The sequence below is a fragment of the Fictibacillus enclensis genome (genome assembly GCF_030123385.1).
Lineage (GTDB): Bacteria > Bacillota > Bacilli > Bacillales > Fictibacillaceae > Fictibacillus_C > Fictibacillus_C enclensis.
The window spans coordinates 2,990,085-3,007,684 of the sequence record NZ_CP126109.1 but is presented as its reverse complement, the minus strand read 5'-3'; the positions used below and the strand labels follow the sequence as shown (position 1 = coordinate 3,007,684).

19 protein-coding genes are annotated in these 17,600 nt (G+C 42.1%); 8 read left to right on the top strand and 11 right to left on the bottom strand.

Features of this window, described 5'->3' with window-relative positions; all coding sequences use genetic code 11:
• Nucleotides 1-45: 45 nt before the first annotated feature.
• On the bottom strand, nucleotides 46-225 hold the full coding sequence (locus QNH15_RS15855; RefSeq protein ID WP_283889276.1) for a hypothetical protein: 180 nt from the start codon (nucleotides 223-225) through the stop codon (nucleotides 46-48).
• Between QNH15_RS15855 and QNH15_RS15850 the strand changes: the two genes are divergently transcribed.
• The 3 genes from QNH15_RS15850 (at nucleotide 225) to sigK (ending at nucleotide 2,463) form a co-directional block, all read left to right on the top strand.
• Complete coding sequence (locus tag QNH15_RS15850) at nucleotides 225-536, top strand: transporter permease (protein ID WP_283889275.1); 312 nt, start codon at nucleotides 225-227, stop codon at nucleotides 534-536. The two genes, QNH15_RS15855 and QNH15_RS15850, sit on opposite strands and share 1 nt — an antisense overlap.
• A 57-nt stretch (nucleotides 537-593) precedes the next feature.
• A complete protein-coding gene (locus QNH15_RS15845; protein WP_283889274.1) occupies nucleotides 594-1,268 on the top strand; it encodes a TerC family protein in 675 nt (224 codons plus the stop codon).
• 469 nt (nucleotides 1,269-1,737) lie between these two features.
• Nucleotides 1,738-2,463 carry an RNA polymerase sporulation sigma factor SigK gene (sigK, locus tag QNH15_RS15840; RefSeq protein WP_283889273.1) on the top strand — a complete coding sequence of 242 codons (726 nt, stop codon included), beginning with the start codon at nucleotides 1,738-1,740 and terminating at the stop codon, nucleotides 2,461-2,463.
• A 193-nt stretch (nucleotides 2,464-2,656) separates the two neighbouring features.
• Here the strand turns inward: sigK and QNH15_RS15835 are convergent, their stop codons facing one another.
• Nucleotides 2,657-3,262: a hypothetical protein gene (locus QNH15_RS15835; RefSeq protein ID WP_283889272.1), complete on the bottom strand. Its 606-nt coding sequence runs from the start codon at nucleotides 3,260-3,262 to the stop codon at nucleotides 2,657-2,659.
• Nucleotides 3,263-3,324: 62 nt separating this feature from the next.
• Between QNH15_RS15835 and QNH15_RS15830 the strand changes: the two genes are divergently transcribed.
• Together QNH15_RS15830 and QNH15_RS15825 are read left to right on the top strand one after the other, a co-directional pair.
• On the top strand, nucleotides 3,325-4,797 hold the full coding sequence (locus QNH15_RS15830; protein WP_283889271.1) for a SulP family inorganic anion transporter: 1,473 nt from the start codon (nucleotides 3,325-3,327) through the stop codon (nucleotides 4,795-4,797).
• 137 nt (nucleotides 4,798-4,934) lie between these two features.
• The gene (locus QNH15_RS15825) at nucleotides 4,935-5,084 is read left to right on the top strand and encodes a hypothetical protein (protein WP_283889270.1); all 150 of its coding nucleotides are present in this window, start codon (nucleotides 4,935-4,937) and stop codon (nucleotides 5,082-5,084) included.
• Nucleotides 5,085-5,124: 40 nt separating this feature from the next.
• Here the strand turns inward: QNH15_RS15825 and QNH15_RS15820 are convergent, their stop codons facing one another.
• The gene (locus QNH15_RS15820; protein WP_425590402.1) at nucleotides 5,125-6,348 is read right to left on the bottom strand and encodes an Nramp family divalent metal transporter; all 1,224 of its coding nucleotides are present in this window, start codon (nucleotides 6,346-6,348) and stop codon (nucleotides 5,125-5,127) included.
• 539 nt (nucleotides 6,349-6,887) lie between these two features.
• Here QNH15_RS15820 and QNH15_RS15815 point away from each other — a divergent pair.
• Entirely contained in the window at nucleotides 6,888-8,669 is a 1,782-nt protein-coding gene (locus QNH15_RS15815; RefSeq protein ID WP_283889268.1) for a M3 family oligoendopeptidase, read from the top strand.
• Between the two features lie 149 nt (nucleotides 8,670-8,818).
• Nucleotides 8,819-10,168 (top strand): IS1182 family transposase, encoded by a 1,350-nt coding sequence (locus tag QNH15_RS15810; RefSeq protein ID WP_283889030.1) that lies wholly within the window; start codon nucleotides 8,819-8,821, stop codon nucleotides 10,166-10,168.
• Nucleotides 10,169-10,308: 140 nt separating this feature from the next.
• Here the strand turns inward: QNH15_RS15810 and pssA are convergent, their stop codons facing one another.
• The 8 genes from pssA to sda all read right to left on the bottom strand — a co-directional run bounded on the left by pssA (nucleotide 10,309) and on the right by sda (nucleotide 16,657).
• The gene (gene pssA, locus QNH15_RS15805) at nucleotides 10,309-10,848 is read right to left on the bottom strand and encodes a CDP-diacylglycerol--serine O-phosphatidyltransferase (protein ID WP_061971705.1); all 540 of its coding nucleotides are present in this window, start codon (nucleotides 10,846-10,848) and stop codon (nucleotides 10,309-10,311) included.
• Between the two features lie 167 nt (nucleotides 10,849-11,015).
• Nucleotides 11,016-11,354 carry a monovalent cation/H(+) antiporter subunit G gene (gene mnhG / locus QNH15_RS15800; protein WP_283889267.1) on the bottom strand — a complete coding sequence of 113 codons (339 nt, stop codon included), beginning with the start codon at nucleotides 11,352-11,354 and terminating at the stop codon, nucleotides 11,016-11,018.
• Nucleotides 11,335-11,625: a Na(+)/H(+) antiporter subunit F1 gene (locus tag QNH15_RS15795; RefSeq protein ID WP_061971253.1), complete on the bottom strand. Its 291-nt coding sequence runs from the start codon at nucleotides 11,623-11,625 to the stop codon at nucleotides 11,335-11,337. Before QNH15_RS15795 ends, mnhG begins: the two co-directional genes overlap by 20 nt.
• Nucleotides 11,622-12,098, bottom strand: a complete 477-nt coding sequence (locus QNH15_RS15790; protein ID WP_283889266.1) for a Na+/H+ antiporter subunit E — start codon at nucleotides 12,096-12,098, stop codon at nucleotides 11,622-11,624. Before QNH15_RS15790 ends, QNH15_RS15795 begins: the two co-directional genes overlap by 4 nt.
• Nucleotides 12,099-12,105: 7 nt before the next feature.
• Nucleotides 12,106-13,584, bottom strand: coding sequence for a Na+/H+ antiporter subunit D (locus QNH15_RS15785; RefSeq protein WP_283889265.1), 1,479 nt, complete (start codon nucleotides 13,582-13,584; stop codon nucleotides 12,106-12,108).
• Nucleotides 13,577-13,915 carry a Na(+)/H(+) antiporter subunit C gene (locus QNH15_RS15780; protein WP_283889264.1) on the bottom strand — a complete coding sequence of 113 codons (339 nt, stop codon included), beginning with the start codon at nucleotides 13,913-13,915 and terminating at the stop codon, nucleotides 13,577-13,579. The genes QNH15_RS15785 and QNH15_RS15780 overlap by 8 nt, the downstream gene beginning before the upstream one ends.
• Complete coding sequence (locus tag QNH15_RS15775) at nucleotides 13,915-16,266, bottom strand: Na+/H+ antiporter subunit A (RefSeq protein WP_283889263.1); 2,352 nt, start codon at nucleotides 16,264-16,266, stop codon at nucleotides 13,915-13,917. Before QNH15_RS15775 ends, QNH15_RS15780 begins: the two co-directional genes overlap by 1 nt.
• Nucleotides 16,267-16,501: 235 nt before the next feature.
• Nucleotides 16,502-16,657, bottom strand: a complete 156-nt coding sequence (gene sda / locus QNH15_RS15770; RefSeq protein WP_061971704.1) for a sporulation histidine kinase inhibitor Sda — start codon at nucleotides 16,655-16,657, stop codon at nucleotides 16,502-16,504.
• Nucleotides 16,658-17,082: 425 nt separating this feature from the next.
• Between sda and QNH15_RS15765 the strand changes: the two genes are divergently transcribed.
• Nucleotides 17,083-17,598: a YqeG family HAD IIIA-type phosphatase gene (locus QNH15_RS15765; RefSeq protein WP_283889262.1), complete on the top strand. Its 516-nt coding sequence runs from the start codon at nucleotides 17,083-17,085 to the stop codon at nucleotides 17,596-17,598.
• Nucleotides 17,599-17,600: the final 2 nt, after the last annotated feature.

Sequence of the window (17,600 nt, the reverse complement as noted above, 5' to 3'; positions counted from 1 at the left end):
CGGAGTTTTATTTGGTATAGGAGCAGCAGTTGCCCTTACAGTAAACTATAGATCCGTAAGTTTAATTAATGAACGCCTGGATGACTTAGCGGCAGATTCTTTAGCGCCGGCTCTTGCAACCTTGGCTGCAGGAGTATTTTCCGGCGTTTTAACAGGAAGTGGAATGTCTACTGCTTTGGCAACATCCATTACTTCTATAATTCCTGAATCATTAGGATCAAACATTGCCGATTTACGCCTTAATCGCAGCACCTGCTATTACATTTTTACCGCAGGACGCGTTCTATTTTGGAATTGCCGGTGTGATGGCGGATGTTATGTCGCAATATGGAATTTCTGCGGGCGAAGCGGCTGTGGCTTCTATGGTCGGACAAGCCTTCCGCTTAATTTCTCCCGTGATTCCGGCTCTATACATGTTAGTTGCTTCTACAGAGACAAACTTTATCGACTTTCAAAAAACGTATATAAAATATGCTTGGCCGATTATTCTCATCTACTTAGGTGTTTATGCTTTAACAGGCGTACTGCCGGTCTAGGGATTGTGATTTTCAGCAGGTCTACTGAACAAATTCATAATATAAGGTGGTCTTCAGGTGGAAAGTAGTACGTTTTTAATTAATCTTTTAGAAATCCTACTAATTAACATTGTTTTAAGTGGGGATAATGCAGTTGTAATTGCACTTGCATGCCGTAATTTACCCGAACAATATAAAAAGAAAGCAGTATTTTTTGGTACTTTTGGTGCAATAGCCTTAAGAGTTGCATTAACCTTTGTTGCTGTATACTTACTAACGGTTCCCTATTTGAACTTTATTGGTGGAATATTACTTCTATGGATAGCAGTAAAGTTGTTAAAAGGGGAGAAAGAGGAAGAAGTTAAAGCGAATTCCAACCTTATGGGAGCCATAAAAACAATTATTGTCGCTGATTTAATCATGAGCCTGGATAACGTTGTTGCTGTAGCAGGTGCGGCTAATGGGGACCTGCTATTAATCATCATTGGTTTAGTCATCAGTGTTCCTTTAATCATTTGGGGCAGTCAACTATTAATGAGGGTCATGGATAAATACCCGATCATTACAATCCTAGGGGCTGGATTACTAGGTTATACTGCGGGTGAGATGATATTAAAAGATAAGGCAGTTGGACATTTATTAGAAGGAATTAACCATAACGTTCACCTGGTAATTCCAATAGTATTGGCATGTATGGTTATCATACTGGGTAAGTTTAGCGGACAAAGAGAGGCTGTTAGTGCAAAGGTTTGAAACAGAATATTTTAGAGGCTGGGAAACGCAAAGGGTTTCTTGGCTTTTGTCTTTAAAAGATCGGTATTTAGTTATGTCGATTGCTGGAACCAAAGTAACTAAACGGAATGGGGAGATAAGAAAAGAAAATTTCAGGAGTATGTGGAGCCACAGTTCTATCAAATAACAATTGTATAACTAATGACCAAAACATACACCTAAAAAGGGGGGCTTCCACGGCTTCCTTTTTATATTTTTAAACGCAAAAATTCTCTAGTATGATTATTTATTAAGTTTAAAAAGGTGCCCTACATACTGTTTGTTAGAATATAGTTTTAGGCATAGCAATTTGAACGAATATAGAGACGACGAAGTCATTCTCTTATAACCCGAACTTTTTGTTCCAATCAATCCCCTTTGGTACAGACACCTAACAAGCCCAACCCGGCATACAGATAAGAGTAAGAAATAACCGCCGGGAGGTGTCTGAATGTCCGGGTTGCTTGTTGTATTAGGGTACTTTTTCAAAGAAGTTATGCTGTTTGTCTCGTATGTGAAAAACAATGCGTTTCCGCAGCCCCTCAATGAAAACGAGGAGAAAGAATACTTAAAACGGATGGCCGAGGGAGACCAGGAGGCCAGAAGCAAACTGATCGAACACAACTTGCGTTTGGTTGCACATATCGTCAAGAAATTTGAGAATACAGGGGAAGATACGGAAGATCTGATTTCCATCGGGACCATCGGACTGATCAAGGCGATCGAGAGCTATTCGAGAGGGAAAGGCACGAAGCTTGCGACGTATGCGGCACGTTGTATTGAAAATGAAATCCTCATGCATCTGAGGGCTCTGAAAAAAACGAAAAAAGATGTATCTCTTCATGATCCGATTGGGACCGATAAGGAAGGGAACGAAATCACGCTGATTGATGTGCTGAAAGCGGAAACAGAGGACGTGGTGGATGCCATTCAGCTGAAAATGCAAAAAAAGAAAATATATGATTATATTCATGTGCTTGATGACCGGGAGAAAGAAGTCATTGTCGGCCGATTTGGCCTGGATATGCAAAAAGAGAAGACCCAGCGGGAAATCGCAAAAATGCTGGGCATTTCGCGGAGTTATGTCTCAAGGATCGAAAAGCGGGCGCTGATGAAGCTGTTCCACGAGTTTTACCGAAGCCGCCAGCAGAGCCAGAAGGATCGGCCAAATTATTAAAAATTCGTTCTTGGTACATCAAAAGGGTATTCCTTAAATAAGGAGTATCCTTTTATTTTTGTAAGAAGAGGATTAACAACTTATTGATTTATCGCAAGATCTATTGTCTCTTTTATTTCTGAAAAAGCAACCGGTTGAGTGACTTTTTCTAAAGTACTTAATGAAATCCTTTTTTGCAGTGGGAATAGGGTGTTTAAACAGTGGTTTGTACTATATAAAAGTGCCACTGCTCGGTATTAAGAACATCAATCAGATTGGCATCCTTTTCATAAAGTAAACAAAATACATAAAGATCTGCATTTCGGATAGGTTCTGTTGTGTAGGTCCGTGTTTCGTAGTTATTATAAGCTCGTTTTGCTTCAATCCCAAAGCTAATTTTGGAATATTGGCCCTCATGCCAGGATTGTATATAGGCAGCAGATTTTACTTCGATTTTTTTGTCTTTGTACATTAAATCATAGGCGTCCCATTCAATACGAGGTTGGTGTAATACATATAATGTGCTTCCCACAAGAAATTCTGCAAAAACACCTCTTAATGAATTCGTTAGAACATCTGAAAACCCCCAAGACCAAAAGTCGGATATATTAAACTCGGTACCCTGTATTTTCGTGTTTGATTTTTTATAAAACGTAAATGGACACAGGGTTAATTTCTTAAAACCAATTTTATGTAAAACATAGGATATTCTTGTTAGAGGAAGGAAATCAAAGAATTTTAAAGATAATGGATTTTTTATGCGCTTACATGGTAGGTACCTCTTTTGGGGAATCCATGGTATAATCTTACGCGTTGACATCGGCCCCGACTTTCATGAGAGTTGAAAGTCATAAAAATAATTATAAACGAGGTGTTTTGTAGTTGAATTTAGAGACAATTAAAAAGGATTGGTTTGGCAATATCAGAGGGGACATTCTTTCAGGTATTGTTGTTGCGCTTGCGCTTATTCCAGAAGCAATTGCGTTTTCCATTATCGCAGGGGTAGATCCGATGGTCGGATTGTATGCCTCATTTTGTATTGCTGTCGTGATCTCCTTTGTTGGAGGACGTCCGGCCATGATTTCGGCTGCAACCGGAGCGATGGCGCTTGTAATGGGATCGTTGGTGGCAGATCACGGGTTGAAGTACCTGCTGGCGGCGACGATTCTTACTGGGATTTTCCAGATCATTATTGGAGCGCTTAAACTTGGAAGATACATGAAGTTTGTGCCGCGTCCAGTCATGATTGGATTTGTAAATGCGTTGGCGATCCTTATTTTTACTGCACAGCTGCCCCATTTTGTGGGAGAAGGCTGGCCAATGTATGCCATGGTTGCAGGGGCACTTGCTATCATTTATTTGTTTCCGCGAATTACAAAAGTGGTTCCTTCGCCGTTGGTAGCTATTATCGTCATTACCATCATTGCTGTTACAACTGGTTCCACTGTAAGGACAGTAGGGGACATGGGGCATTTAAGCCAATCGCTCCCAACGTTCCTTATTCCTGATGTTCCATTTAACCTGGAAACGTTAAAGATTATTTTTCCTTATTCCATCGCTTTGGCTCTTGTTGGTCTCCTTGAATCGTTGATGACTGCGCAGATCATTGATGATTATACCGATACGGACAGTGATAAAAACAAGGAAGCCAGAGGACAGGGAATTGCAAACATTGTATCAGGATTCTTCGGAGGAATGGCAGGCTGTGCCATGATTGGACAATCCGGAATCAATGTCAGGTCAGGCGGAAGAGGAAGACTCTCCACTTTCGTAGCCGGTGTGTTCCTGATGGTTCTGATCGTTGTGTTAAATGATATCTTGGTTTCCATTCCAATGGCAGCTCTTGTCGGCGTCATGATTATGGTGTCCATTGGTACGTTTGACTGGTCATCATTAACGAAGCTGCACAAAATGCCGAAAACGGATGCAGTTGTTATGATTGTAACGGTCGTAACCGTTGTGATTACACATGACTTATCCAAAGGTGTTGTGGCAGGCGTCATCTTAAGTGCATTGTTCTTTGCTTCGAAAATTTCCAAAGTAGAGGTTCACTCCCAATTGGATGAAGCATTAAACAAAAAAATGATTACAGTAAAAGGGCAGTTGTTTTTCGCTTCTGTCACCGACTTTGTTTCGCAATTCGATTTTGCCGAAAAGGGAGACGAAGTTGTTATTGATCTCACACATGCTCACTTGTGGGATGACTCGGCTATCGGAGCCATTGATAAAGTTGTGTTAAAATATCGCCAACATGGTGTTAAAACCAAACTGGTTGGAGTAAATAAAGGCAGTATGGAACTGATGAACAGACTTGCGGTTCATGACAAAGAAAACGCAAAGGTTACTGCTCACTAATTAAAGAAGCAAAAAAGGGTACAATCTAAGTGTATCCTTTTTTATTGAGTTAAACCGATATCGGAATGTTTTGACAAATAAGAATTTGTTTAATATAGTGTAAATGAAAGCGATTACAATAGGGGAGGAACCGCACGATGTACAGGTATGATACATTGCTTCGGAAACAAGCCTTTGATCAGCTTTTTAATCAATCAGAACCACCAGAAGAAAATAACCTGATCCCGAATTACAGTCTTGCTTTAGCTGGAATTATAGTGGTCATTGTGAGTAAATTGATAGGATAAAAAAACAACAAGTCGAGGCATAAGCCCGGCTTGTTGTTTTTTAAAATTCGCCTCCGAATGTCTGATAAATGAGGAGGCCATTCAAAATAATAATGATGGCTGCTACCAAAATCAGCAGGATGTTGGTCCACCGCTTGTTGACGTAGCTTCCCATAATCTTTTTACTGCGAGTAAACATGATCAAAGGAATAATCGTAAACGGAAGCTGCATACTTAGAACGACCTGGCTGACCACGAGCGCTTTCCACGTATTGATTCCTGCTCCAATTATGATTAAAGCTGGGATCATGGTAACGAGTCTTCGCACCCAAATCGGTATCTTGATGTTTAAAAAGCCTTCCAGAATATATTGTCCTGCCATGGTTCCGGTTACAGAGGATGAAAGACCGGCGGAAAGCAAGGCAATGGCAAAGGCAAGACTGGCAAAACCACCGAGAAGCGGTGTCAGGGTAGAATAGGCATCTTCAATGGATGTAACCTTCAAGCCATTCTTGTAAAAGACTGCTGCCGCTACGACGATCATGGCTGAGTTAATGAACCATGCCACGTTTAACGCAAGCAGTGAATCTACGATGGCATACTTATACACCCGGTGATTATGCTTTGGCTGGTTCTTTTTCAGCCTGTTTTTCACAACGGAAGAATGAAGAAAAATATTATGCGGCATAACGGTTGCACCGAGCATTCCGATGGCTACAAGGATGCTTGCCGAGTTAAGATGGGGGACGACCAGATGATAGCCGACCTGCCCAAGGTCCGGTTTAGCATAAAACAATTCAACAATATAAACAGCCGCCACAATGATTACAAAGCCCAGAATTATTTGTTCAATAAAACGGAAGCCGTATTTATGAAGCAAAAGGATACCAAATGTAACAGCAGCTCCGATCAATGCAGCCGGAAACAAGGGAATCCCCAGCAATAAATAGATCCCGAGTGCTGCTCCGAGAAATTCGGCGAGGTCGGTTGCCATGGCAGCCAGCTCTGCTGTAATCCACAAAAAAACAGCGACCGGCTTTTTAAAATGCTGCCGGCAGTTTTCTGATAATGACTTTCCTGTGGCTACCCCGAGTTTTGCAGCTGTTGTCTGCAACAGAATGGCCATCAAGTTACTGAGCAGTAAAACCCACAATAGCGTATAGCCAAAAGCAGAACCGCCTTCGATATTGGTGGCCCAGTTTCCGGGATCGATATAGCCCACACTCACAAGAAAAGCGGGGCCGAGAAAAGGAATGGCTCTGCGAAGTTTACCTTTTCTGGGCATTGCAGCTTCCAATGCTTTACTATTCAATGTTGCTCACCTTCTTTTGCAAAATAAGTCACAGGGTGTCCTTAAGGTTAAAAAGTTTCCTGCATTCAACTTTTTGAGAATTGACTATAATATATGCGACGATACAGGAAAATGCAACAAATTCGAATTAAAACACAAGCTTTTTTCTTTTTCCCTTTCCATAGTATTTTCGAAGGAAGCTTCTTGTATCAAAAAGACTTGATAGAAAGGACATAATGTTTTCGATCGAATAATACCAATAAAGGGATTGATCTCGTAATTAAGGGGAATAGATGTAAAGAACAATCTACATAAGGGAGGCTCGGGCGTATGCAGGAAGTTTTGCTATTTGCCATAATGATCATTACTCTTGTTTATTTCATGTATCTTTGCATCGCAGAATAGCTTCTTGTCTCTCTTCCTGAATGAAGGAAGAGAGTTTTTATTTAAAATAAACTAAAGGGTCGATTTTTTATAAAAATTTCACTATAATGGAAATAGATCGAATATTTTATACATAAGGGGGATTTTAGATGCTATTGCAAGGTTTGCGTCAAAGCTGGGATCTGGAATCAATATTTAAGGGCGGAAGCCGCTCGGAGGAACTGCTTGCCGCTATCGGACGCATTGAAAAACAACTGGCTGATCTTAATCAAAAAGTCGAGAGCTTTCAATTTTCGGAGGAAGCCCTTCAGGAGGTTGTTGAAGGCGTTCAGCAAAACGCCGCGCTTATCAATGAATGTGTATCTTTTGTCGGATGTTTGACGGCGCAAGATGTCAATGACAAGCAGGCCCTGAATCTTCGCGGAAAATTGGAATCATTAAATGCTGTTTATTCTACAGTATTGGTTCTTTTGGATAACAAGATGGCGGACATTCCGGATGAAGAGTGGAATCGCGTGATTCAAAAACCTTATTTTGCTGCCATTGCTTTTCCATTGTCTGAAAGACGAAATCTTGCTTCACAAAAGCTTTCTTATGAACAAGAAGCGTTGATGAATGATTTGGCAGTCGACGGTTATCACAGCTGGTCCACTCTGTATGACACAGTCGTCGGAAAAATTGGCATAGAAGTGGAAAAGGACGGAAACAAGGAAACCCTTTCTGTCGGGCAGGCCGAAAACCGCATGACAAGTCCGGACAGAGAGGAAAGAGAAAGTGTTTTTGCCAAGTATACAGAAGCATGGGATGAGCAGGCAGATTTTTGTGCAGAAGCTTTAAACCATATTGCTGGATTCCGGAACAGTGTGTATAAACATCGTAAATGGGACAATGTCCTGAAAGAGCCTCTCGATATTAACCGAATGTCAGAGGAGACATTAAAGGCGATGTGGCAGGCGATCGAGGAAAACAAGGAGCTGTTCGTGACGTATTTGAACCGAAAAGCTTCACTGTTGGGTGTGGAGAAGCTGAGCTGGGCTGATGTGGACGCTCCTCTAACCAATGTTGACAGTACAATGAGCTATGACGAAGGTGCCAGCTTTATTGTAGAACAATTCCAATCCTTCAGTCCGAAGATGTCGGAGTTCTCCAAACATGCTTTTGAAAAGCAGTGGATTGAAGCAGAAGACCGCTCCGGAAAACGACCTGGCGGATTCTGCACAGGATTCCCGGTGAAAAATGAAACACGGATCTTCATGACGTACTCCGGTACTCCAAGCAATGTTTCCACATTGGCTCATGAACTTGGCCATGCCTTTCATTCGTACGTGATGGACGACATGCCATTTCTGGCGACAGACTATGCGATGAATGTGGCTGAAACGGCTTCTACGTTTGCTGAGATGGTGGTATCTGATGCCGCCGTGAAAAACGCAAAAAGCAAGGAGGAAAAAATCGCCCTCCTCGAAGACAAAGCTCAGCGCTCGGTTGCGTTCTTTATGAACATCCACGCACGCTTTTTATTCGAAACAAGGTTCTATGAAGAGCGCAAACAAGGCCTTGTTCCTGTTGAACGCTTGAAAGAGATCATGGTCGAAGCACAAAAAGAAGCATTTTGTGATTCATTGGGAAGCTACCACCCGTATTTCTGGGCATCAAAGCTTCATTTCTATATTACAGATGTTCCGTTTTACAACTTTCCTTACACGTTTGGCTATTTATTCAGTGCCAGCATTTATGCCATTGCCAAACAGGAAGGAACGAGCTTTGAAGAAAAGTACATTGCGTTGCTCAGAGACACTGCGAGCATGACGGTCGAAGAGCTTGCAATGAAGCATTTGAATGAAGATGTAACAAAGTCTGAGTTCTGGAAAAAAGGGATTGAAGTGGCAATCGAAGACGTGAAGGAATTTTTGGAACTGACTCAAGATTAACCTTATAAAAAAACAAAAAAAACAGCTGTAAAGCTGTTCAGGCTGTCGAGAAACTCTCGACAGTCTATTTTTTTATCCATTAACTTTATTTATTCACCGCGTTAATTTGTTATAATATAACTAACAAATAAGGATCGGACGGTGTTTGTATGTATAAGCCTAAAAAGGATACTCAGAATGAAGCAGAGTTTGTTTTTATCGAAGATTTGGTTCCTGAAGACCACCTCTTGAGGAAGATTGATCGCTATATCGATTTTTCTTTTATCGGTGAGAAAGTTCGTCCTTATTATTCAGAATCTACAGGACGTCCTTCGGACCCTATTCTGCTTTTCAAGATGATGTTCATCGGCTATTTCTACGGCATTCGCTCAGAACGACAACTTGAACGAGAAGTCAAAACCAATATCGCTTATCGCTGGTTTCTTGGCTTAAAACTGAATGACCCTGTTCCAGATCATTCCACGATCAGTTGGAACCGGCGGACTCGTTTCAAAGATACCCACGTCTTTCAAGAGATCTTTGATGAGATCGTCCTTCAAGCCATGAATCATAAAATGGTGGGAGGAAGAGTCTTATTTTCCGATTCTACCCACCTTAAAGCGAATGCCAATAAACATAAATTCACAAGAGAAGAAGTGGAAGCAGAAACAAGAGGATACATTGAAGAATTAAATCAGGCGGTCGAGGAGGACAGAGAAAAGCACGGAAAAAAGCCCTTAAAAGAGAAAGAGGAGGTGAAAGAAAAGAAGCAAATTCGCAAAAGTACGACTGATCCCGATTGTGGTTTTATGTCGCGAGACCATAAACAAGAAATGTTCTGTTATTTAGATCATAGAACGACCGATATGAAATTCAATATTATCACCGATGCCTATGTCACCCCTGGGAACGTGCATGATTCTGTGCCTTACCTTTCTCGTTTAGACCGCCAAATCGAACGATTTCAATTAGGGGTAGAAGCTGTGGCTTTAGATTCAGGCTATCTCACCACTCCGATTTGTAAGGGACTTTATGACCGGACGATTTTCGGGGTGATCGCCCACCGCAGATACCACCCAACAAAAGGGCTGATGCCGAAATGGAAATTTACATACGATAAAGAACGGGAAGTATATGTTTGTCCCAATGGCCAGGAACTCGTCTACTGCACAACCACAAGGGAAGGATATCAGGAGTATAAATCGGATCCCAAGCTATGCGCAGAATGCCCACTATTAAATGAGTGCACGCGTTCAAAAAACAAACAAAAAGTCGTAACGCGCCATGTCTGGGAAGAACATAAAGAAAAAGTACGCGACAACAGACTGTCGGCTTCTGGAAAGATGCTTTATAAATTTAGAAAAGAAAAGGTGGAGCGAAGCTTCGCAGATTCGAAAGAGCTGCATGGGCTTCGCTATTGCAGGTTGAGGGGATTACAGAATGCGAGTGAGCAGGTGCTTCTCACAGCAGCCTGTCAGAATATGAAAAAGATCGCCACACACCTAGCCAAGCTTGGCTAGGTGTGTGAGGATCTTTTTCTTCAGAGAAATCACACAACAGGGCAGTAATTCTAAACAAATAAAAAAGCTTGTGGAGAAAAAACAGAGCTTTCTCCACAAGCTGAACAGCTGTAAAGCTGTTTTTTTTTGCCCTATTGGCTTTATCTTTTTTGGATAGAGATCGTACTGATCATCAGAAAGGAAAAGGCGATCATAATAAACATAAAGAAATAGCCGGGAATGAACGGAATCAACAGGTAGCACATGGCAATCAGACAGCCTGCCACCGTAATCGGCACTCCTACAAATGATCCGGTGAATTCAGTGATATTGAAACGCGCCAGTCGTATGGCACCGCAGACGATAAATAAAATCGTAAAAATAATGCCGGGCACGCCAAATTCAAAAAGAGAAGCTTGATACATTAAAAATGCGGGTGCGATGCCAAATGAAATTAAATCACAAAGGGAATCTAGCTGTTTGCCAAACTCTGATTCTATGTTTAATTTCCGGGCAACCATACCATCAAAACGGTCAAAAAGACCAGCTAAAAAAATTAAAATAAAGCCAGTTTTCAAATCTTCTTTAAAGATAAACAATAAAGCGAGAGCACCGAGTGAGAGGTTGATCAATGTTAAAATATTGGCCGTTTGGCCTTTTACTTTTTTTACTGTGGAATCAACCCGTTCTCTTGCCGTCATGAACATAACATCACATCACTCTCCGTACCTTATGTCCGTAAGACAGGAAAGATACTTGTGTAATCAATAATTCACTATTAATGAAATATATTAGATTCTTATCATTATATGTTAATTTTGTAAATTTGGAAAGGGTATATTTCCCAATACCTTCCTGTCCGGTTTCATTAATAGTAATCCCTCTCGCTGTTCAACTCATCCTGTACGGTTTTTTCGGATAATGGAACACCACTTCGATAGGCAGCCCTGGAAATCATGTGACCCCCAACAGGCGCTGTCAGCAGAACAAATACAATTCCAAGAAGAAGCTTTCCGCTGACCAAGTCCTGAGCATACAGAAAGAAAAGGAAGGAGCCAATCAATATACCGGAAACACCCAATGTGGCACTCTTGGTTGCGGCATGAAGCCTGGAATACACGTCGGGGAACCGGAGTACGCCCAGCGTTCCCGAAAACACAACAAAGGTACCAAGGATAAGAAAAATACTAATTACGATCTCTGTCAATGAGAACACCCCTATCCAAAAATTTCGCAATGGCCACGGTTGCTATAAAGGTGAGGATGCCGATTAGCAATATGACATCATGCAGGTCAATGGTATTCAGACGAATGGAAACGAGAGCGGTAATGGCGATAAGATTTACCCCGATTGTATCAATGGCAACCGCTCTGTCTGCACTAGATGGCCCCCAAACCACCCGATAGACCAGTAGAAGAACAGAAAGGCAGTTCACAATAAGACAGACAGTAACCACATTTTCGAACCAGCTGCTCATCTTGTCACCTCCATAATTGCTTTTTCAAAGGTTTCTTTGATGGAATGAATTGTTTCATTTGTGTCGGGCAGATCGATAGCATGGATATAAATGAAGCGCTGATCTCTCGAAATATCCACCGACAGGGTGCCGGGTGTCAGAGTAATCAAATTCGCCAGCAAATTGATCTCCCAGTTGGTTTTCAAATCGATGGGGAGGGCAATAATCCCCGGCCGGAAATTCATTTTTGGTTTATAAATCCATTTTAGAACATCAAAATTTGCTAGGATCAATTCTTTTATAAACAAGAAGATGAGTTTAATGATGGCCCAAACCTTCAGGAAATAAAATTCGTCGGGGATATAGCGGTTCAGCAGATAAATCAAGCCGATCCCGACGATAAACCCGCTGACATAACTGCCAAACGAATAGTTTTCAGACAGGAACATCCAGATAACCCCAATAAAAATATTGATCAACAATTGAAAGGCCATTAATCACTCACCTCGCTTTTAAAACTTCATTTATATATTCCGACGGATTGGCTAGACCATCGGCAATCGATTGTATATGCGGATAGATCCATTCTGCTCCTATACCGAGAAAAATGGAGAAGCAAAGAAGCGCAAGAGGAGGAATCACCATTCCTGGCTTCAGTTTTATCCTTTTAACCTCTTTTTGTTCACCCCAAAACGCCATGATAAAGATTCGAATGATGGACAGCAGGATCAACAGGCTGCAGCCAAGACCGATGGCAGCGATCATATAGTGTTTTTCTGCAAAAGCTCCTTTTAGCAGTAACAGTTTACCGATAAATCCGCTAAATGGAGGGATTCCGGCAAGAACGAGAGCCGAAAGGAAAAACATCCAGCCGACCAGCGGATATTTTTTTATATACCCACCCATCTGCCGCAAATCGCTTGTACCGGCAATATAAACGAGAATGCCTGCCAGGAAGAACAGGGCCGCTTTTATTATCATGTCATGAACCAGGTAGTAAATAGTACCCGCCAGTGATTCTGATGAAAACGTACCGATTCCAAGTATCATAAAACCGATGGCAGGAATAATGTTGTAAGCAATTATCAGTTTTACATTATGGGTGGACAAAGCTCCTATCACACCGAAAACCAGAGTGAAACCTGCCAGTACGACGAAGAAGGTATGAGTTGTTTCCAATTTGTAAATGAAGATTAAGGAAAAGACCCGTAAGATGGAGTAAATTCCAACCTTCGTCAACAAAGCCCCAAACAGAGCGGAGATGACAGGTGGCGGCGCAGTGTACGATTTTGGGAGCCAAAAGTAAAGCGGGAAAAGGGCTCCTTTCGTGGCAAATACAACAAACAACAGAATGGCGATGGCCGTTAGAACTCCTTTTTGCTGTACATCGCCTACACGCTCGGCCAGCTGGGCCATATTCACGGTTCCTGTAACCGAATATAAAAACGCTACGGTTGTAACAAACAACATGGATGAAAAAAGGTTAAGCAGTACGTATTTAATGGATTCTCTCAACTGGATTTTTGTGGCACCAAGCACAATTAATCCATAGGAAGCCATCAGCAGCACTTCAAAAAAGACGAACAGGTTAAAAAGGTCACCTGTCAGAAAGGCACCGCTGACCCCCGCAATGAGAATCAGAAACAGCGTGTAGAAATAGTGCTTTTCACGTTCTTCATCGAGTGTCGCTCCTGCATACCAGCAAGCAGCCAACGCGATGATGTTGGTGGTTAAAATCAGCAAAGAAGACAACTTGTCGGCAATAAGAATAATGCCATAGGGGGCTTTCCACCCGCCGGTCTCAAGGATCAATGCGCCTTTCGAAAAAACCTCGTAAACGATGAATACCGCAGTAGCTGTATTGATCAAGAGGACAACAAAAGACAATAGCCGGACAGTTGCTAATTTATTATGAAAAAAAATAAACATTGCACCAAAAAACAAAGGAATCAGAATAGGAAGGATGACTAGATTACTCATCTTCAGTACCTCGCAATTGGTCCATCATATCTGTGTTGTTTTTCTGGTAAGCACGATAAGCCAAAACAAGTAAAAAGCTGGTCACTCCAAAACTGATAACAATGGAGGTCAGGATGAGCGCTTGAGGAAGTGGATCTGTATAGTGCTGGATTCCTTCACTTAATACAGGAGGTGCGCCTCGGTTTAATTTTCCCATTGTTAATATCAATAGATGGGCTCCGTGGGAAACCAAAGCCGTCCCCAGGATGATACGGAGCAATTGGCGCTGCAGCAGGAGATAAATCCCTGCTGCAAAAAGGGCGCCTCCCAAAATACACATCAAAATTTCCATTATTGCTCCATTCCTCCTTTTTTTCGTAATCGTATTTTAATCATTCCATAGATCCCTAGTGCTGCCAAGCCGAGAACCGTGATCTCAAACATGGTGTCCAGCCCCCTGAAATCAACAAGAATAACGTTCACGATGTTCTTACCACCGCCAAGCGAGTAGGAGGTTTTGACAAAGTAGTCAGAGATGGGCTGAAACCATTTCGAGCTGTGTGATGAGATAGCGACTAATGTAACGAGTGTACCTGCTGCTAACGCAATCAGGACATCCGCCACCTTGGAACGCAGCGGTTTAGAGTCTGGTTTCATCACAGGCAGGTGGGAAAAACAGAGTAAAAAGAGAACAACGGTTACTGTTTCAATAATGAGCTGAGTTAGAGCAAGGTCTGGAGCACGGAACAGGACAAACAACAGCGCCAATCCATAACCGACCACGCCGATTACAATTACGGCAGCGATGCGGCGTTTCATAAAAATGGTGGCCACTGCTGCTATCAACATGGCAACGCCCGTAATAACCTCCGGCCATTTTACAGGTGAAAGATCCGCCGTACTGAAGGCAAATCCACCGGTGGCAGCCATCATCCCTGCGGTCACGCATACCAGAAACAATACAATGATTGCTAAATATAGACTTAATGAACCTGTCATGTAAGAAGATGTAGTCTTTTTTGCTCCCCGCAGCAAACTGTTAAGAAGTGCCTGATATGCTTTGTCAGCAGAAAGTTTTCCGGGAAGATACAGGTAAATATTCTCCCAGTAACGCTTGAAAAGAGATAACAAGGCGCCTGCAGCGACTACGATCAGAGACATAATGAGCGGAAGTTTAATGCCATGCCAAAACGCCACATGTATATGGATTGAATTTCCGGCTATTGCACCAGCCGCGGGTGCCAAAAGGCGTTCATTGATCAGGTTGGGAAGAACGCCGATTACGACAATGAAACAAACGAGCAAGAACGGCGGAATCAGCATGCCGAACGGGGCTTCATGCGGTTTTTTCTCTAGCCGGTCCAATTGGACTTTCCCTCTGAAGGTTCCAAAGAATAAATACATGGAATAGACAAACGTAAAGATGCTGCCCAAAACAGCGAGATAGGGAAAGAAAGGTGCTGCCTGTTCGGCAAGACCGGATGGAGCCGCTGTTTGCAGCGATGCATCAAAAAACATTTCTTTACTTAAAAACCCATTAAAGATAGGGAGAGGGAACCCTGCCATGGAAAACGTTCCAAAGAATGCAAGAGTTGCGGTTATCGGCATAAAGGTCATCAAACCGCCGAGTTTCCGAATATCTCTTGTCCCTGTTTCATGGTCCACAATCCCGGCAACCATGAACAGGCTGCCCTTAAAGGTGGCGTGATTAAAAATATGAAAAACCGCCGCAAAAATGGCAGCCTCTGAACCAAATCCGAGCATGGCCATGATCATTCCAAGCTGGCTGATGGTGGAGAAAGCCAGTATGCCTTTGAGATCCGTTTGCCGGACGGCCATGAATGAACCCCAACATAGGGTGACCAGACCAAAGCCTGATACGCAAAGGAAAAACAGATCACTGCCGGTGAACAATAATGATAATCTGGCAACCAGGTAGATCCCCGCTTTTACCATGGTGGCGGAGTGAAGATAAGCACTAACAGGGGTCGGAGCTTCCATGGCATCCGGAAGCCAGGTGTGGAAAGGAAACTGAGCCGACTTGGTAAAGGCACCGACTAAAACGAGCAGCAAGATGGCTGTAAATAGAGGACTTGCCATAAACTCTTCTTTTTGGCTGATGATTTCCCTGATGCTGGTGGTGTCAGTTGCAATCCACAATAGTAGAAAACCGCCGAGCATGGAAAGCCCGCCAAACACTGTGATCATCATGGATTTTAGAGCGCCATATACGGATCGCGCACGGTGTGACCAGAAACCGATCAGCAAAAAAGAAGATATGCTGGTAAATTCCCAGAACGTATACAGAACAAATAGATTATCAGACATCACAAGCCCCAGCATGGATCCCATGAAAAGCAGCAAGTAAATATAAAAGTGAATCAAATTTTCTTTTTTGCTCAAATAAAAAACAGAATACAAAACAACCAAAAAGCCAATGCCTGTTATGAGCAACGTGAATAGAAGGCTAAGCCCATCCAGGTAAAAGGAAAGCTGTATACCCATCGATGGAATCCAGTTCGTCAATGAAGCCACAGGCTGTCCTTCTGAAATTCCGCTACTGTGTGTCAAAAACAAAATAAACAGAACGAAAGGGATAATTGCCACCAACCATCCGGTATGGAACGTCTTTGAAAGCGGGCGGGAAAAAAGAGAAAGCAAAAGGGCCGCGATAAAAGGCAAAGCAATGTAGTACAAAAACAAATCCGTTCCTCCTTCTAAAGTCATGATTATGTATGTGATTTTTTAACCATTGCCATTTCATTGTAAGCAGAAAAAACAGGGACAATCAACTTAAAACCGTTGAAAATACTGAATGTTTTTGTTTCTTCCTATTTAATATAAAAATCTGAAAAAACATGAATGATGAGAGTTGAAAATACGGTTAGTTTTTCCTGCAAGGGAGGGTTCTATAATCAACATAAAAAAAAAGCCTCATCTAGTGATGGGCTTTCAGGAAATAAACGTTCAATCTCTTCTCAAGGGATCTTCGTTCAATTTCTTGTTGGATTAAAGAGATAAAGTCAGAGCTCAGTCGCAGTTCTTTTGCTTTAAAATAAGATTCAATCAAAAGTTCGTCCGATAAATTTTCCATAAGTGAGCTGCCATCGGGTGGCATGTTCACCTCCTGTTTTTTTAAATGCCCTAGGATGCATTTTTTCACGGTGAATGGGTTATGAAATGGTTCAGATCCGCATAAACTATAAGTTCAGATACTTTCTAAATTCAGCTTACCATGAAAAAGAAAACAGAACAATCGTTCGAATATCCACAATGTTTGGTGGATAACCTGTGGGTAGGTTGTTTATAAGACAGAAAATTCTGCTCGTTTCGCAGGGAAAAATGTTGATAAAGTTATCCACATTGTCGGATGCGAACAATTTGTCGAAAACTTTTCTGAACAAGCATTCTTTTTCAGAGGCTGGCAGCTGTCTGAAAACAATAAAAAAGTTGTTCCATGGCGAATAACTGGTACAATGTAAAAGTGTAACTGAATGAAATAGTATAGAGGTGTCCAGCATGTTAAAACAATTTTTGCCGGATGAACATGTCCAGAGTATTTTTGATATAACGCCTGAAATGTTATTGAAACGGAATGTAAAAGGAATCATTACTGACCTGGATAATACCCTTGTTGAGTGGGATCGTCCGGAAGCGACTCCAGAACTGATAAAATGGTTTAGTTCATTTAAGGAGAAGGGAATTTTAATAACGATAGTTTCCAACAATACGCAGCAGCGGGTAAGCAGTTTTTCTGACCCTGTACAAATACCATTTATTTATAGCGCAAGAAAACCGATGTCCCGAGCGTTTAAGCGGGCAATCCGCGACATGCACCTGAAGCGCGATGAGATCGTGGTAATCGGCGATCAATTGTTAACGGATGTACTGGGAGGAAACCGCCTTAAACTGCACACCATTATGGTTGTGCCTGTGGCCAGCACGGACGGATTATGGACAAGAGTAAACAGAAAAATCGAAAGAATGTTATTGTCTTGGATGAAAAGGAAAGGCATGCTCAACTGGGAGGAATAAGA

What these genes read in the sequence shown, in the direction of transcription:
- QNH15_RS15855 (WP_283889276.1), bottom strand. Translation starts at nt 225, where the DNA reads ATGTTTGATCCTAATGATTCAGGAATTATAGAAGTAATGGATGTTGCC.
- sigK (WP_283889273.1), top strand. Translation starts at nt 1,738, where the DNA reads ATGTCCGGGTTGCTTGTTGTATTAGGGTACTTTTTCAAAGAAGTTATG.
- QNH15_RS15835 (WP_283889272.1), bottom strand. Translation starts at nt 3,262, where the DNA reads ATGTCAACGCGTAAGATTATACCATGGATTCCCCAAAAGAGGTACCTA.
- QNH15_RS15825 (WP_283889270.1), top strand. Translation starts at nt 4,935, where the DNA reads ATGTACAGGTATGATACATTGCTTCGGAAACAAGCCTTTGATCAGCTT.
- QNH15_RS15820 (WP_425590402.1), bottom strand. Translation starts at nt 6,348, where the DNA reads ATGCCCAGAAAAGGTAAACTTCGCAGAGCCATTCCTTTTCTCGGCCCC.
- QNH15_RS15815 (WP_283889268.1), top strand. Translation starts at nt 6,888, where the DNA reads ATGCTATTGCAAGGTTTGCGTCAAAGCTGGGATCTGGAATCAATATTT.
- QNH15_RS15810 (WP_283889030.1), top strand. Translation starts at nt 8,819, where the DNA reads ATGTATAAGCCTAAAAAGGATACTCAGAATGAAGCAGAGTTTGTTTTT.
- pssA (WP_061971705.1), bottom strand. Translation starts at nt 10,848, where the DNA reads ATGACGGCAAGAGAACGGGTTGATTCCACAGTAAAAAAAGTAAAAGGC.
- QNH15_RS15795 (WP_061971253.1), bottom strand. Translation starts at nt 11,625, where the DNA reads ATGAGCAGCTGGTTCGAAAATGTGGTTACTGTCTGTCTTATTGTGAAC.
- QNH15_RS15790 (WP_283889266.1), bottom strand. Translation starts at nt 12,098, where the DNA reads ATGGCCTTTCAATTGTTGATCAATATTTTTATTGGGGTTATCTGGATG.
- QNH15_RS15785 (WP_283889265.1), bottom strand. Translation starts at nt 13,584, where the DNA reads ATGAGTAATCTAGTCATCCTTCCTATTCTGATTCCTTTGTTTTTTGGT.
- QNH15_RS15780 (WP_283889264.1), bottom strand. Translation starts at nt 13,915, where the DNA reads ATGGAAATTTTGATGTGTATTTTGGGAGGCGCCCTTTTTGCAGCAGGG.
- sda (WP_061971704.1), bottom strand. Translation starts at nt 16,657, where the DNA reads ATGGAAAATTTATCGGACGAACTTTTGATTGAATCTTATTTTAAAGCA.
- QNH15_RS15765 (WP_283889262.1), top strand. Translation starts at nt 17,083, where the DNA reads ATGTTAAAACAATTTTTGCCGGATGAACATGTCCAGAGTATTTTTGAT.